Source organism: Rhizobium sp. BK538 (genome assembly GCF_014197575.1).
Classification (GTDB): Bacteria; Pseudomonadota; Alphaproteobacteria; order Rhizobiales; family Rhizobiaceae; genus Rhizobium.
In genome coordinates, this window is the sequence record NZ_JACIFT010000003.1 from 210,874 (window position 1) to 225,840 (window position 14,967).

The following is a 14,967-nucleotide window of genomic DNA, read 5'->3' on the forward strand; positions in this document are numbered from 1 at the left end:
AAGGGGTTAAAAGATGCGACTGACGATCAAGACAAAGCTGGTGACAGCGTTCACCTTCATTATCCTTATGTTATTGGGCACATCAGCCTACTCCATCATGAGCCTGAGCGGGCTGAACGACTCGATTGGCGCCGTGTTGAACGGCCCTGCGGCGCGCCTTGAGCTGGCGCAGGAAATCAATATCGGCCAATTGCAGGCGATCCGGCAGCAGAAGAACCTGCTGATGGCCAAGGACGCTGACGAAATCGAGGGCGCGATTGCGAAGGGTGATGCAGGGCGCAAGGAATTCGCGGACTCGCTCGCTGCCGTTTTGAAGATTGCAACGGAACAGGGCAGGCCGCGCTGGGAGCACATCTCTGCGCTCTCCAAAAAGTTCTTCGAGGCTGACGATCAGATCCGCGGCTATATGAAGGCAGGCAATATCGACGCGGCGACCAATATTTCCGTGACCACCGCACGCAGCTCGGCAAACGAGATCGACGCCGTTCTGGCGGAGATCCTCTCCCTCGAAAAGCAACGGATGGAAACGGCCGACGACGATGCCGAGGCGAAGTATCAGGAAACGCTCCTGACGATGATCATCTCGGTGGTCGTCGCCTTGCTGGTTGGGGCGGCGACGGCGTTCTGGATTGCCAGCAGCATCGCCAAGGGGCTCGCCCGTGCGAACACGATCGTCCGCGAGGTTTCCGAAGGCGATCTAACGAAGACCGCAGAAGTCACCAATCGCGACGAAATCGGCGAACTGCTTGGCAACGTCAATGTCATGATAGAGCGCCTTCGCGGCGTGGTTGCCGATGCGCTTTCGGCATCGGAGAACGTCTCGGCCGGCAGCCAGGAGCTGTCTGCGAGCTCAGAACAGGTCTCCCAGGGTGCCACCGAACAGGCTGCTTCCGCTGAAGAAGCCTCGGCCTCGATGGAGGAGATGGCGGCCAACATCAAGCAGAATGCCGACAATGCCGCCCAGACGGAGAAGATCGCTCGCCAGTCCGCCAAAGACGCGGAAGAGAGCGGTGCAGCTGTCACCCGCGCCGTCGATGCCATGCGGACGATTGCCGAGAAAATCGGCATCGTCCAGGAAATCGCCCGGCAGACGGACCTCCTTGCCCTCAACGCGGCTGTCGAGGCAGCGCGTGCCGGCGAGCATGGCAAGGGCTTTGCGGTCGTTGCTTCTGAGGTGCGCAAGCTTGCAGAGCGCAGCCAGTCGGCCGCCGCCGAGATCAGCGCCATGTCGAGCGACACCGTCAAGGCAGCGAGCAATGCCGGCGATATGCTGAGCCGCCTGGTGCCTGATATCAGGAAGACCGCTGAACTCGTCTCCGAAATCAGCGCGGCATGCCGCGAACAGGATATCGGCGCTTCGCAGATCAACGAAGCGATCCAGCAGCTCGACAAGGTGACGCAGCAGAATGCCGGCGCATCCGAAGAGATGTCGGCAACCTCCGAAGAACTGGCGGCACAGGCCGAAGAGCTGCAGGCTTCGATCGCCTTCTTCAAGGTTGACACGGCAGGCGCGAGGCTCAGCGCCAAGAATCCACGGCCCAAGGCATCTGCCAAGCCCGCCCCGGTCGCAACGGCGCGTAACGCGTCCGTGGCCCCCGCCGCCAACCGAACCGTTGCCGCCCAGCAGGCGCGGGTGAAGGGCTTTGCACTCGACATGTCGATGGGCGGTCCTGACGCCGGCGACGACGATTTTCGCCAAAGCGCATGATCCCGTGAACGTTGCGGCCGGGCGACTGGCCGCAACACCGCCGATGCACAACGGATGCCATCGTTGGAAGCGTGGTTGGCTCCGTCACCCATTCACGCAAGAGTAGAGGCAAGACTCTTCATCGCATCGCAATAGCCGCACGCGTCATCAGGATACCGGTCGAGGTGACAGTGGAATTTTCCTCAAAATATCAAGTCTCTGGAGTCTATCCATGCGTCTGACGATAAAGCTCAAGCTGGCTTTAGTCTTCGCCGCTGTCATTCTGCTCAGCGGAGCGATGGCCGGCCTCGCCATCTTCAATCTCTCCTCATTGAATTCGGCAATCACACAGATGGTCGCTGAACCGATCAATGACCTGCAAAACGTGTCGGTCCTCAGCGACACGGTCAACGGCGCAGTTCGCGCCGAAAAGAATGCGATCATGAATACCAATCCAGCCGAGATCGCCGATTTCGTGAAATTGATGCTCGACCGACAGAGCACGATCAGGGAACTGTCGGCAAAACTCGAAGTCTCTGCCGATCCCGACGTGCGCGCGCAGGCTGCCCAGTTCGCGGCGATCTACGACCAATACATGCCTATACAAAAGCGAATTGCCGATCTGGCAACGCAAAATACGACAGAATCGAATACCGAGGCCGCCGGTCTGACGATGAAGGAAGGCCGCGAGCTGATGAATAAGGCGCTCAAGGTCATGCAAGACATGCGGGATACCATCGCCGGCAATGTCAATGAAACGGATCAGGAAACCAACGTCCAATATACGAATTCGCGGCGACTTCTTGTCTCGATGACAGTCGCGTTGATTCTCTTCTCGCTGGGCTGCGCCACCTGGATCTCGCTCAACATCTCTCGTGGCCTGAAGCGTGCAGTCGATCTCGTCGATGCCGTAAGCATCGGGGACCTGGACCAGAGTATCGAGCACAAGAGCAATGACGAAATCCGCGATCTCGTTACCTCGATGACGAAAATGACCGACAACCTTCGCGTCACTGCAGGCATCGCCAATCAGATCGCCAATGGCGACCTGACAGTGTCGCCGAAGCCGCTCTCCGACAAGGACACCCTCGGTATCGCACTCGAGCAGATGGTCGAGCGCCTGCGTGGCGTTGTCGCCGACGCAATCTCCGCAGCAGAGAATGTTTCGGCCGGCAGCCAGGAACTGTCCGCGAGTTCGGAGCAGGTCTCCCAGGGCGCGACGGAGCAGGCGGCCTCGGCCGAGGAAGCCTCCGCCGCGATGGAAGAGATGGCCGCAAACATCAAGCAGAATGCCGACAACGCCGCCCAGACCGAGAAGATCGCGCGCCAGTCTGCCAAGGACGCCGAGGCCAGCGGCGATGCTGTTTCCCGCGCCGTCAATGCGATGCGCACGATTGCTGAGAAGATCGGCATCGTTCAGGAAATCGCGCGGCAAACCGATCTGCTCGCCCTTAACGCGGCTGTCGAGGCGGCGCGTGCTGGTGAACATGGCAAAGGCTTTGCGGTCGTTGCTTCCGAGGTGCGCAAGCTTGCCGAGCGCAGCCAGTCCGCTGCCGCCGAGATCAGCGCCATGTCGAGTGACACGGTAAAGGCGGCGAGCGACGCCGGTGACATGCTGGGTAGTCTTGTTCCCGATATCCGCAAGACGGCGGAACTTGTCTCGGAGATCAGCGCCGCGTGCCGCGAGCAGGATGTCGGCGCCTCGCAGATCAATGAGGCGATCCAGCAGCTCGACAAGGTGACACAGCAGAATGCCGGTGCCTCCGAACAGATGTCGGCGACCTCGGAGGAGCTTGCAAGCCAGGCTGAAGAGCTGCAGACCTCGATCGCCTTCTTCAAGGTCGATATGGCCGGCAGCCGTCAGAGCCGCACTCCGTCCGCTCGCATCAGCGTTCGCAGCCCGGTTGCCGCCGCACCGCGCAAGCCGGCCGCAAAGGCAGCATCGCCGGCAAATTCCGTCGCAGCCCAGCAGGCCCGCGCGAAGGGTTTCGCACTCGACATGTCCATGGGCGGGCCGGATGACGGCGACGCCGAGTTCAAGGAAAGCGCATAATATGGCAACGGCATCCCTGGAAGCGCAGTTTGTAACCTTCAGCCTTGGCGAGGAAACCTTCGCCGTGCCGGTGGAGGTGGTGCGGGAAATCCTCGACTATGCGGAAGCCTTCAAGATTCCGAACGGTCCAGATTATCTCCTTGGCCTTCGCGAAGTGCGTGGCCAGGGAGTGCCGACCATCGACCTCCGGCTGAAGCTCGGCATGTCGAAGACGATCCCGACGCCGCACACGCGCGTTCTGGTCCTCGACATTGCGATGGAGAACAGGACGCTGACCCTCGGCCTCGTTGCCGACCGCGTCTTCGAAGTCACACCATTCCGGCGTGACCAGATCGAAGCGGCGCCTGACATCGGCGTGCGCTGGCGCTCCGACTACATCGCCGGCGTGGTGCGCCGGGAAGGCGGCTTTGTCGTCATCGTCGATCTCGGGCGGCTTTTGTCGCGCGAAGACGCCTCTGTCTTGCAATCGGCCGCCTGAGAGGCGGCCCAGCCGGAGTTTTGCGCATCATGGGTATGGCCGTTGCAGAGGCCCAGTTTGCGGGCGACAGGATCAGCAAGCGTAATTTCGATAAGCTTGCCCGGTTCATTTACGATTACAGCGGCATCAAGATGCCGCCGACGAAGGTCACGATGCTGGAGGGCCGGCTTCGTCGCCGGTTGCGGGCGACAAATCATGTGACCTTCGATGACTACTGTGACTTCCTGTTTCACGAAGGCGGTCTGGAGCAGGAGTCGGTCTATCTGATCGATGCCGTGACCACGAACAAAACGGACTTCTTCCGCGAGGCGCGGCACTTCGACTACATGCAGCAGGTCGCTCTGCCGGCTCTTGCCGCAAGCGGCGTTCGCACGATCCGCACCTGGAGCTCGGCCTGCTCCACAGGTGCGGAGCCTTATACGATGGCGATGGTGCTCGAGGAGTTCACAGAAGCCCGCGGCGACGGAAACTACAGCATACTCGCCACCGATCTCAGCACCGAAGTGCTGCAAACGGCACAGCGCGGCATTTATGCCGAGGATCTCATCCAGCCTGTGCCACGCGACCTGCAGCGAAAGTACATCATGGTCGCTAAGCAGCCCGGACGACGCGAGATCCGTATCTCGCCCTTGTTGCGCAGCAGGGTTGGATTTTCCCGGATGAACCTGATGGACGACAAATATCCGGTCGGCGATGTGATGCACATGATCTTCTGCCGCAACGTGCTGATCTATTTCGACAAGCCGACGCAATCGGCCGTGCTGACGAGGCTCTGCAATTGCCTGGCGAAGGGCGGTTACATGTTTATCGGCCACTCGGAATCGATCGCCGGCTTCGATCTGCCGCTGAAGCAGGTCTCCAACACTGTCTTCCAGCGCGTTTGAGTAAGGCCGCCATGGGCAAGAAGATCCGCGTTCTCATCATCGATGATTCAGCCAGCGTCCGTCAGACGCTCGTGCGCCTGTTGCAGGAAGACCCCGACATCGAAGTTATGGGGGTTGCGACCGATCCCTTCATGGCGGCCAAGAAGATCCAGGAAGAGATTCCCGACGTCATCACGCTCGATGTCGAAATGCCGCGGATGGACGGGATCACCTTCCTGCGTAAGTTGATGGCGCAGCGGCCGATCCCTGTCGTGATGTGTTCGTCACTCACCGAGGCCGGCTCGGAGACGCTTCTGCAGGCGCTGGAATCCGGCGCCGTCGACGTCATTCTGAAATCGAAGATCGGTGCGGCGGACAGTCTTGCGGATGATGCGGTTCGCATCCGCGAGGTGGTCAAGAGCGCCTCACATGCACGCCTCGCCAATGTTTGTCGCGCCGCAGGCGCCCTGCGCCCCGGCAGCGAAGCACCGGCACGGAAATTGACAGCCGACGCCATGCTGCCGCCGCCGACCGGCCGTGCGATGGCGAAGACGACTGAGATGGTCGTCTGCGTCGGAGCCTCGACAGGCGGGACAGAAGCATTGCGCGAATTTCTCGAGGCGCTTCCTGCCAACGCGCCCGGCATCGTCGTCGTGCAGCACATGCCGGAAAAATTCACGGCGGCATTTGCCAAGCGGCTGAACGGTCTTTGCGAAGTCGAAGTCAAGGAAGCCTTGGACGGCGATCCTGTCCTGCGCGGCCATGTGCTGATTGCGCCCGGCGATAAGCATATGCTGCTTGAGCGGCAAGGCGCGCGTTACCACGTCTCCGTCAAGCAGGGTCCGCTGGTGTCGCGCCATCGCCCGTCCGTCGACGTGTTGTTCCGCTCGGCTGCGCGCAGCGCCGGCTCGAACGCGATGGGCATCATCATGACAGGCATGGGCGATGACGGCGCAAAGGGCATGCTGGAGATGCATCAGGCCGGCGCCTATACGGTGGCACAAGACGAGGCGACATCGGTCGTCTTCGGGATGCCCAAGGAAGCGATCGCCAAGGGCGGCGTCAATCGCATTCTTCCGCTCGACCAGATTGCGCGTGAGGTGCTGATGGCGCAGCAGAAATTCTAGATACTGTCGACGAGCCTTGAGGGCTGTGCGGCTCTCCTCTTGAAATTTTCCCGATTTTGTGGTCTTGAGGCCGCCAATCTTATCGAGCGCTGCCTTCTCCGGCGATCAGGGACCTTTCCCGCCCTGACAGCGCGTACCGTATTATCGCTCAAGGAAAAGTGCTCACATGGCTCGTTCAGCTCTCCTCAATGTCATGGTTCAGGCTGCCATCAAGGCAGGAAAATCGCTGGGGCGTGATTTCGGAGAAGTCCAGAACCTGCAGGTTTCAGTGAAGGGCCCGGGCGACTTCGTGTCGAATGCCGATCGCAAGGCGGAGAAGATCGTCAAGGACGAACTCCTGAAGGCTCGCCCGACTTACGGCTTCCTCGGCGAGGAGAGCGAGGAAATCAAGGGTACGGACGGTGCGCACCGTTGGATCGTCGACCCGCTCGACGGCACCACGAACTTCCTGCACGGCATTCCGATGTTTGCGGTATCGATCGCGCTTGAGCGCAACAATGAGATCGTCGCCGGCGTCGTCTTCAATCCGGCAACGGACGAGCTCTACACCGCCGAACGTGGCGGCGGCGCCTTTCTGAACGATCGCCGTCTGCGCGTCGGCGCCCGCCGTGTGCTTTCGGATTCCGTCGTTGCCTGCGGCGTACCGCACCTCGGCCGCGGCAATCACGGCAAGTTCCTCGTCGAGCTCCGTCACGTGATGGGCGAAGTTGCCGGCATTCGCCGCATGGGCGCGGCTTCTCTCGATCTCGCGTATGTGGCCGCCGGTCGCTTCGACGGCTACTGGGAAACTGCGTTGTCGGCCTGGGATATTGCGGCGGGTATCCTGCTCATCCGCGAAGCCGGCGGCTATGTGTCCGACTGGGACGGCGGTACGTCCATTCTCGAGACGGGCTCGGTGGTTGCCGGCAACGAGTATATCCAGAGGGCGTTGCTCGAAGTCGCCAAGCGCCCCGTCCCGACCCGGTAAATCGCTGTTGTAAAGACACGGTTTTCGTTTCCGCATACTTCAATTCGGCACAATGTTGCTCTAGTCTCCGGCTGAAATGAATCCGGAGGCTGCGGAACCTATGGAAAATGTGAATGTGGCGGAGTTCGGCTCGACCGAAAAAACCACGGGCAACTACAGCTATAAACTTTCCAGTCCGATGCCGTTTCTTTGGACGATGGTGCTGTTTCTGACCATCGTCGGGTTCATTGCCGCCATCCTCTTCCGGCAGACGCAGACTGCCTTCATGCACAATCCGGGCCTCAACGGCTTGATCCTTGGCATCCTGGCCGTTGGCATCATCCTCGTCTTCAGCCACGTGCTGTCGCTCAGACCGGAAGTGCGGTGGTTCAACTCGTTCCAGGCAGCGGGCAGCGCCGACAAAGTCGGCCGCAACCCCAAGCTGCTTGCTCCGATGCGGACGCTGATTGGCAGCCGCAATGCCTCGGCAGGAATTTCGACGGCGGCGTTCCGCTCAATTCTCGACTCGATTGCCAACCGGCTCGATGAGTCACGCGATGTGTCGCGCTATCTCATCGGCCTTCTGATCTTTCTCGGCCTGCTCGGAACATTCTGGGGCCTCATCGGCACAATCGGCTCGATCAGTGCGGTCATTCAGTCGCTCGATGCGGGAGCGAACGGTTCCAGCGATGTTCTCAGCGCTCTGAAGGAGGGGCTTTCCATGCCGCTTTCGGGCATGGGACAGGCCTTCTCGTCATCCCTCCTTGGTTTGTCCGGCTCGCTTATCCTCGGCTTTCTCGATCTGCAGGCAGGCCGTGCTCAAAACCGGTTCTACATGGAACTGGAAAACTGGCTTTCCTCGGTAACCGACGTCGGGCACGATGTAGCCATGCCTGCCATCGGCGCGAATTCCGCAGTCTCTCCGGATGACGTTCGCGCGCTATCCGATTACATGCGCCGGATTTCGGAAGAGGGCAGCGGCGGCACCCAGAGATCGGTTGCGGCGATGGCGAACCTTGCCGAAGGCATTCAGGGCCTCGTCAAGAATATGCGCAATGAGCAGCAGATGCTGCGCGACTGGATCGATGCGCAGCAGGACGAGACGAAGGCGATGCGCCGCACGCTCGATCGCCTGGCCGAACGGATCGGTTCTCAGGAAAGGCACGGTTCAAGCGAACGCTCGCAGCGGATGCCGCAAACCGAAAAGACCGAGGGCAAGTAAGCCATGGCTCTCGCCCGCAATCGTCGCCCCCAACGCGCGGTGGACTACTGGCCAGGATTTGTCGATGCGCTGTCGACGCTGCTGATCTCCATCATGTTCATTCTGACCGTCTTCGTCGTCGGTCAATACATCCTGAGCCGGGAAATTACGGGCCGGGATGAGGTGCTCAACCGTCTGAACAGCCAGATCAACGAGCTGACGCAGCTTCTGGCCCTGGAGAAGGGGAGCAAGCAGGACCTCGAGGACAGCGTTGCCAATCTGCAGGCCTCCTTGGCGTCGGCTGAGAGCGAGCGATCGCGGCTGAAAGCGCTTCTTGATGCCGGCTCGGGGGGGCAGAGTGCTGCGCAGGCGCGTATCGGCAGCCTCACGAAGGAACTGGACGAACAGAAGCAGATGAGTGACCGGGCGATGAGCCAGGTCGAGCTATTGAACCAGCAGATCGCCGCATTGCGCAGCCAGATTGCTGCCGTGGAAGCGGCTCTGCAGGCCTCCGAGCAGAAGGATCAGACCTCGCAGACAAAGATCGCCGATCTGGGCCGCCGTCTGAACGTTGCGCTGGCGCAGCGCGTCCAGGAGCTCAACCGCTACCGGTCCGATTTCTTCGGCCGCCTGCGCGAAATCCTGTCCGATCGCGAGAACATCAGGATTGTCGGCGACCGCTTCGTCTTCCAGTCGGAAGTGCTGTTCCCCTCTGGCGGCGCGGATCTCAATCCAGATGGGCAGGGCGAGATGGCAAAGCTTGCGACGGCCCTTCTCGACGTTGCCAAGGAAATCCCGCCGGAGATCAACTGGGTTCTGCGTGTGGACGGCCATACGGATAACGTGCCGCTCACCGGCACCGGCAGGTATGGCGACAATTGGCAGCTGTCTTCAGCGCGCGCGATTTCGGTCGTCAAGTTCCTGATCTCGCGCGGTGTCCCTGCCGACCGTCTCGTCGCCGCCGGCTTCGGCGAGTTCCAGCCGATTGCGCCGGGAGACACCCCGGAGGCGCGCGCCACGAACCGTCGAATCGAACTCAAGCTGACCGAGAAGTAGGCGTTCGGCCTGGCGCATCATCAATGCCGTCAGTCTAGCCAGTATCCGAAAGATCGGCTGCTTCGGCACGGCCGGCTGGACGTGGCGTAAGGCGTCTCTCCGCGTCCGGTTGCAAAGAATGTCATCGAGGAAAAAGTGGCGTTGTCGCTGAGCGGGCTCCGCGTGGGCTCGCGGAGATTTTGGGGGAGAATGCTTTGATCGAATGCGATGTGCTGGTCATCGGCGCGGGTCTTGCCGGGCTTGTGGCGGCGGCGGAGGCGGCGGATCGCGGGCGGAATGTCTGCATCGTCGAGCAGGAGGGCGAACAAAGCCTCGGTGGGCAGACATTCTGGTCGCTGGGCGGACTGTTCTTCGTCGACAGCCCGGAACAGCGCCTGCTGGGCATCCGTGACACCCTTAGCCTGGCACGGCAGGACTGGATGGGGTCTGCGTCGTTCGACCGGCCGGAAGACTATTGGCCGCGTCGCTGGGCGGAGGCCTATCTCGAATTTGCCGCAGGCGAAAAGCGCTCGTGGCTTCATCAGCAGGGAATGCGCTGGTTCCCCGTAGTCGGCTGGGCCGAGCGGGGAGGCGGCCTGGCGCACGGCCACGGAAATTCCGTGCCACGCTTCCATGTGACGTGGGGAACCGGGCCGGCTGTGCTTGCGCCATTCATTCGCCGTGTGCGCGAGGCGGAGGCGAAGGGACTTGTCACGCTTCTGTTCCGGCATCAGGTGGATGACCTTCTCGTGCAAGACGGCATCGTCTGCGGCGCTCGTGGCACGGTCCTCCAGCCGGACGCTTCCGTTCGAGGGCGGGAGACGAACCGCATTTTTTCGGCACTTTTCGAGATAAGGGCCGACGCGACGATCGTCACGTCCGGAGGCATCGGGGGCAATCACGAGGCGGTGCGCAGGAGATGGCCGATCGATCGGCTCGGACGGCCCCCCGCTGATATGGTCGCGGGTGTGCCTGCCCATGTCGACGGGCGCATGATCGAGATTACCGAGCGCGCGGGCGGGCGAGAGATCAATTCGGATCGGATGTGGCACTATACGGAGGGGTTGAAGAACTGGGATCCGATCTGGCGCAATCACGGCATACGTATCCTGCCCGGTCCGTCCTCCTTCTGGTGCGATGCCGATGGTAATCGCTTTGCCGCGCCTGCGATGCCCGGTTTCGATACGCTGGCGACGCTGAAGGCAATCTGCGCCACGGGGCATGACTACAGCTGGTTCATCCTGACGAAGGCAATCATCAAGAAGGAGTTTGCCCTTTCCGGCTCCGAGCAGAATCCGGATATCACGGGCAAGGATCTTCACCTGCTTCTCAAGCGATTGGGCAAGGAGCCGCCAGGCCCCGTTCAGGCCTTCATGGATAAGGGAGAGGATTTCATCGTTCGCGAGACGCTGGAAGCACTTGTCGACGGCATGAACGGTCTGACGGGCGAAGGCCGCGTGGATGCAAGCCGTCTCAGGACGCAGATCGAGGCGCGCGACAGGGAGATCGGCAACGCCTTTTCGAAGGACGCGCAGGTTATCGCCATTCGCGGCGCCCGACGCTACCTCGGGGACCGGCTGATGCGTACGGCAAAGCCGCATGTGCTGCTTGACCCACGGGCCGGGCCATTGATTGCGGTGCGGTTGCATATCCTGACACGCAAGTCTTTAGGTGGTCTGGAGACGGACCTTTCCGCACGTGTGATTGGCCATAGTGGGGATCCGCTGCCGGGGCTCTATGCGGCGGGCGAGGTGGCCGGCTTTGGCGGTGGCGGTGTGCACGGTTATAACGCGCTCGAGGGAACATTCCTCGGCGGCTGCATCTTCTCCGGCAGGGTTGCCGGTCGGGCAGTGTAAAGGCGGCGCTTTTGGCGCCGCCTGATTTGATCAGGCTTCAGCCTTCGTCGTGTCAACGACTTCTGCGCCGGAAGAATTCTTTTTGATGGATTCGATGGCGCTCAGCGCCGACGCCTTGGCCTTATAGCCTTCTGAGGCGAACATGGATTCACCATTCGGCGCCTTGAAACGGAAACGGAACTCGCCAGCCTTGTCCTTGTAAACTTCGAATTTATACATCGATTTTTCTCCCGGAATCAGGATGTTGTCCTATCTACAGGTGCAGCCTAGAACAAAAGACGCAACTATTCCATCGGGATATTTTTGCGCGTTACAACCAGCACAAGCGAGGCCTCTCGCAGGGCGGAATGCGCCCGAAGTCGAACTCCCTCAGGCTTGAAGATCGAGAAGACCGACGAGAACTTGTTGATCAGGTATGGCGCGAGGAGTTGTCCTGTTGGAAGGGTGTGCCTGCGGCGTCAATGGGGCTCCGGCCGCTTCGGTCTTCGACCAATCGCGGGCCTCCCGAAGCGAGCGATAGCACAGCAGCATCGATATGACGACGGCCACGGCGACGCGTGCGATCAGCGGATCGGCAAAGTCTATCGAGTTCACCAGAGCCTCCCTCACAGCGCGGAGACCTTAAAATCCGTCCATAAACCGAGTGTAATCTCTGCGTGTATAATGGAATATGTACGCAAAGATTACACGTCGATGCAACTGGCGGAGGCTGGCGGCGGAGGAGGAACGTGTAATCTTACGATCACTTTACGGCGGCGAGAAAGTCTCCGGCGCCTGTCTCGAACTGCAGCTTGGCGAGCTTGGCATATATGCCGCCGTCTCGAATAAGGGTTTGATGTGTTCCCTCTTCGACGACGCGACCCTGATCCATCACGAGGATCCGGTCGGCCTTCAGCACGGTCGCGAGGCGATGGGCGATGACGAGGGTCGTGCGGCCGGTCATGAGCCCATCGAGGGCCTTTTGCACAAGGGTTTCACTTTCGGCGTCCAGCGCTGACGTCGCCTCGTCGAGGAGCAACACCGGTGCGTTCTTCAGGATGGCACGGGCGATGGCGATACGCTGGCGCTGGCCGCCCGACAGGGTGATGCCGCGCTCGCCTGCCTGTGTGTCGTATCCCTTGTCCAGGCGAGCAATGAATTCGTCGGCCTGCGCGGCGATTGCGGCGGCACGGACCTCTTCGCGGGTCGCCTCGGGGCGGCCGAAGGCGATGTTGTCGTGAATGGAGGCCGCAAAGATCGTGACATCCTGCGGCACGATCGCGAGGCGCTTGCGCAGCTCGTGGGGATCGGTGCTGTGTGCATCGACGCCGTCGATGATCACCGCGCCCTGCTGCGGATCATAAAAGCGGAGCAGCAGCGAGAAGACCGTGCTCTTGCCGGCCCCGGAGGGGCCAACGATCGCCACGGTCTCGCCGGGGGAGACATCGAAGCTCAGGCCATGCAGAGCGGATCGTTCGGGACGCGAGGGATAGGCAAAGTGTACGTCGGTGAACAGGACACGACCTTGCGCCGGAGCGGGCAGAGCAACCGGCGTGGTGGGCGCTGCAATCGGGGAGACTTCATCGAGCAGTTCCGTCAGCCTCTCGGCCGCACCAGCGGCTTGTGAAAGTTCGCCCCAAACTTCGGAGAGAGCGCCGAGAGAGCCGGCGGCGATGACGGCGTAGAGAAGGAACTGGCCGAGCGTGCCCGGTGAAAGCGTGCCGGCCAGGACGTTGTGGGCTCCAACCCAGAGAACGGCGACGACGCTGCCGAAGATAAGGGTGATGGCGATGCCCGTCAGCAGGGCGCGCGAGCGAATTGCGGCGCGGGCAGCGCCATAGGCGGTTTCGACGGCCGTCCCATAACGCGAGGCGGCGGCGTCCTCGCCGCCAAAGGCCTGGACGGTGCGGCTGGCGGCAATCGTTTCGTTGGCGAAAGCAGATGCGTCCGCCAGCGTATCCTGGGCTGAGCGCGAGCGCTTTCGGACAGAGCGACCGAAGCCGACGAGCGGAAAGACGATCAACGGAATCGCACCGATCACCAGGCTGGACAACTTTGGCGAGGTCACGATCATCATGCCCATTGCACCGAGGCAGAGAATGAGGTTGCGCAAGGCGACGGAGGCGGTCGCGCCTACCGCCGACTTGATCTGCGTCGTGTCCGCTGTGAGGCGTGAGACGATCTCGCCCGACTGGTTGACGTCGAAGAAGGCAGGCGACAGCCGTGTCACGTGGCTGAAAACATCGCGGCGAAGGTCGGAGACCACACGTTCGCCGAGCGTGATAACGAAGTAGTAGCGAAGGGCGCTGGCAATCGCGAGCACGATCGCCATGATCATCAGCATGACAAAATAGCTGTTGATGAAGCTGCCGTCGGCCTGTGTGAAGCCATGGTCGATCATGCGGCGGACGGCGAGGGGCAGCGTGAGCGAGGTGACGGCGGCAAGCGCAAGTGAAGCGAGGGCGCCGGCGACCATGCCGCGGTAGCGCGCGACATAGGGCGTCAGCCGGCCGAGCGGCTTCAGCGATCTCGACTTCTTTTCTCCTGCTTGCCCTGGGTATGCCAATTCGTCTCCGATCGCCTACAACACCGCTCGTCCGCGGCTGATGGCTCTTGTTATCCTGCCGCCCTTCATGTATAGGCAGCCCATCCTAATGGGAAGCCGTAGCCTTTGCGTCTGCGGCTTCATTTATTCAATCGGTCCTCTTGTCGCAACGAGTATGCGCCAAATTGGACGTTGCATGGCAGGAAGATTGTTATGAAGGCAGATATCCATCCCGACTATCACACGATCAAGGTAGTCATGACTGACGGCACCGAATACGAAACCCGCTCGACCTGGGGTTCTGAAGGCGCAGTCATGAACCTCGAAATCGACTCCAAGTCGCATCCGGCATGGACTGGTGGTAACCAGCAGCTCATGGACCGTGGCGGCCGCGTTTCCAAGTTCAACAAGCGTTTCGGCGGCCTCGGCCTCTAATCGCTGCCACTTGGTGGAATTTGAAAGAGCCCCGCTTCGGCGGGGTTTTTTGTGGAACTATGTGGCAAATGCCACCCAGCGGATTTCGAACATCCGCCAAGGCAGGTTTGCGCGCCAATTGCGGTCATGCGGCGATAGAAGGCAAATTCTAAACCCCAGCAAACTTACGCGGCAGATGACACTCCCGTGTCTTTTTCCGACAGGTGGTCGTCGCGGGCAACCAGGTTGCGGCGGGTCAACGATCCGTGTCCCCAATCGCGCAAGCCGAGCAGGATCGGTGCCAACGTCCGGCCCTCTTCGCTGATCGAATACTCTACCTTGGGCGGGAATGACGGCGAAGACCTTGCGCTCGACAAGGCCATCCTCTTCGAGCTCCCTGAGCTGCTTGATCAGAAGGCGCTGAGAGCAGTCGCCAAGCTCTCTTTTCAACGCGTTGGTTCGCAAGGTGCCCTTGAGCAGATGGTAGAGGATCATGCCTTTCCATTTGCCGCTGATAAGATTGAGTGCCGCCTACATCGTGCAGCCGGGTACCTCGTCGTCGTTCCTGTCTTTGTTCATTCAAAACTTTGCGGCTCCTACTGGACTCGTGAAGCGGCATCCATCCTGGCGGTGAGGATTACCAGCGTTGGCGGTAATATGTCCGGTGACCGTAGAATATTGGCGACGTTCGAACCGGGACCGGATTTTCCGCTGAGGAAACCGGAGGTGAGAATGAGGCGGTCGGGACGTGCGCCCGTGAGAAGCCCTTCGGCGGCACGCGAT

14 protein-coding genes and 1 pseudogene are annotated in these 14,967 nt (G+C 61.0%); 10 read left to right on the plus strand and 5 right to left on the minus strand.

All coding sequences use genetic code 11. From position 1 onward, the window contains the following. Window positions 1-13 precede the first annotated feature (13 nt). The 9 genes from FHX09_RS05125 to FHX09_RS05165 all read left to right on the plus strand — a co-directional run bounded on the left by FHX09_RS05125 (window position 14) and on the right by FHX09_RS05165 (window position 11,246). Entirely contained in the window at window positions 14-1,708 is a 1,695-nt protein-coding gene (locus FHX09_RS05125; protein ID WP_132589207.1) for a methyl-accepting chemotaxis protein, read from the plus strand. A gap of 211 nt (window positions 1,709-1,919) precedes the next feature. After that, entirely contained in the window at window positions 1,920-3,740 is a 1,821-nt protein-coding gene (locus tag FHX09_RS05130; RefSeq protein WP_184449374.1) for a methyl-accepting chemotaxis protein, read from the plus strand. Window position 3,741: 1 nt separating this feature from the next. After that, window positions 3,742-4,218 carry a chemotaxis protein CheW gene (locus FHX09_RS05135; protein ID WP_132589209.1) on the plus strand — a complete coding sequence of 159 codons (477 nt, stop codon included), beginning with the start codon at window positions 3,742-3,744 and terminating at the stop codon, window positions 4,216-4,218. Window positions 4,219-4,247: 29 nt separating this feature from the next. Continuing rightward, complete coding sequence (locus FHX09_RS05140; protein ID WP_132589210.1) at window positions 4,248-5,102, plus strand: CheR family methyltransferase; 855 nt, start codon at window positions 4,248-4,250, stop codon at window positions 5,100-5,102. 11 nt (window positions 5,103-5,113) lie between these two features. Beyond that, entirely contained in the window at window positions 5,114-6,208 is a 1,095-nt protein-coding gene (locus FHX09_RS05145) for a chemotaxis response regulator protein-glutamate methylesterase (RefSeq protein WP_132589211.1), read from the plus strand. 166 nt (window positions 6,209-6,374) lie between these two features. Further along, a complete protein-coding gene (locus tag FHX09_RS05150; RefSeq protein ID WP_132589212.1) occupies window positions 6,375-7,175 on the plus strand; it encodes an inositol monophosphatase family protein in 801 nt (266 codons plus the stop codon). A 100-nt stretch (window positions 7,176-7,275) separates the two neighbouring features. Further along, window positions 7,276-8,376 carry a flagellar motor protein MotA gene (locus FHX09_RS05155; protein WP_132589213.1) on the plus strand — a complete coding sequence of 367 codons (1,101 nt, stop codon included), beginning with the start codon at window positions 7,276-7,278 and terminating at the stop codon, window positions 8,374-8,376. A gap of 3 nt (window positions 8,377-8,379) precedes the next feature. Further along, entirely contained in the window at window positions 8,380-9,411 is a 1,032-nt protein-coding gene (locus FHX09_RS05160) for a peptidoglycan -binding protein (protein WP_132589214.1), read from the plus strand. 194 nt (window positions 9,412-9,605) lie between these two features. Beyond that, entirely contained in the window at window positions 9,606-11,246 is a 1,641-nt protein-coding gene (locus FHX09_RS05165) for an FAD-binding dehydrogenase (protein WP_165933071.1), read from the plus strand. 30 nt (window positions 11,247-11,276) lie between these two features. Here the strand turns inward: FHX09_RS05165 and FHX09_RS05170 are convergent, their stop codons facing one another. From FHX09_RS05170 to FHX09_RS05180, 3 genes are all read right to left on the minus strand, one after another. After that, window positions 11,277-11,465: a YegP family protein gene (locus FHX09_RS05170; RefSeq protein WP_007802528.1), complete on the minus strand. Its 189-nt coding sequence runs from the start codon at window positions 11,463-11,465 to the stop codon at window positions 11,277-11,279. A 150-nt stretch (window positions 11,466-11,615) separates the two neighbouring features. Continuing rightward, window positions 11,616-11,840 (minus strand): hypothetical protein, encoded by a 225-nt coding sequence (locus FHX09_RS05175; RefSeq protein ID WP_184449376.1) that lies wholly within the window; start codon window positions 11,838-11,840, stop codon window positions 11,616-11,618. Between the two features lie 148 nt (window positions 11,841-11,988). After that, window positions 11,989-13,791: an ABC transporter transmembrane domain-containing protein gene (locus FHX09_RS05180; protein WP_184449378.1), complete on the minus strand. Its 1,803-nt coding sequence runs from the start codon at window positions 13,789-13,791 to the stop codon at window positions 11,989-11,991. Between the two features lie 192 nt (window positions 13,792-13,983). Between FHX09_RS05180 and rpmE the strand changes: the two genes are divergently transcribed. Beyond that, on the plus strand, window positions 13,984-14,205 hold the full coding sequence (gene rpmE, locus FHX09_RS05185; protein ID WP_007527409.1) for a 50S ribosomal protein L31: 222 nt from the start codon (window positions 13,984-13,986) through the stop codon (window positions 14,203-14,205). A 164-nt stretch (window positions 14,206-14,369) separates the two neighbouring features. Here the strand turns inward: rpmE and FHX09_RS30405 are convergent, their stop codons facing one another. Next, on the minus strand, window positions 14,370-14,561 hold the full coding sequence (locus FHX09_RS30405) for a winged helix-turn-helix transcriptional regulator (protein ID WP_348649157.1): 192 nt from the start codon (window positions 14,559-14,561) through the stop codon (window positions 14,370-14,372). A 22-nt stretch (window positions 14,562-14,583) separates the two neighbouring features. Next, window positions 14,584-14,679: pseudogene (locus tag FHX09_RS30410) on the minus strand (winged helix-turn-helix transcriptional regulator); the annotation flags it as partial. Between the last annotated feature and the right edge of the window lie 288 nt (window positions 14,680-14,967).

Excerpts from the sequence above, each read along its gene's own strand:
- FHX09_RS05125 (WP_132589207.1), top strand. The coding sequence starts at position 14 with ATGCGACTGACGATCAAGACAAAGCTGGTGACAGCGTTCACCTTCATT.
- FHX09_RS05130 (WP_184449374.1), top strand. The coding sequence starts at position 1,920 with ATGCGTCTGACGATAAAGCTCAAGCTGGCTTTAGTCTTCGCCGCTGTC.
- FHX09_RS05135 (WP_132589209.1), top strand. The coding sequence starts at position 3,742 with ATGGCAACGGCATCCCTGGAAGCGCAGTTTGTAACCTTCAGCCTTGGC.
- FHX09_RS05140 (WP_132589210.1), top strand. The coding sequence starts at position 4,248 with ATGGGTATGGCCGTTGCAGAGGCCCAGTTTGCGGGCGACAGGATCAGC.
- FHX09_RS05145 (WP_132589211.1), top strand. The coding sequence starts at position 5,114 with ATGGGCAAGAAGATCCGCGTTCTCATCATCGATGATTCAGCCAGCGTC.
- FHX09_RS05150 (WP_132589212.1), top strand. The coding sequence starts at position 6,375 with ATGGCTCGTTCAGCTCTCCTCAATGTCATGGTTCAGGCTGCCATCAAG.
- FHX09_RS05155 (WP_132589213.1), top strand. The coding sequence starts at position 7,276 with ATGGAAAATGTGAATGTGGCGGAGTTCGGCTCGACCGAAAAAACCACG.
- FHX09_RS05160 (WP_132589214.1), top strand. The coding sequence starts at position 8,380 with ATGGCTCTCGCCCGCAATCGTCGCCCCCAACGCGCGGTGGACTACTGG.
- FHX09_RS05170 (WP_007802528.1), bottom strand. The coding sequence starts at position 11,465 with ATGTATAAATTCGAAGTTTACAAGGACAAGGCTGGCGAGTTCCGTTTC.
- rpmE (WP_007527409.1), top strand. The coding sequence starts at position 13,984 with ATGAAGGCAGATATCCATCCCGACTATCACACGATCAAGGTAGTCATG.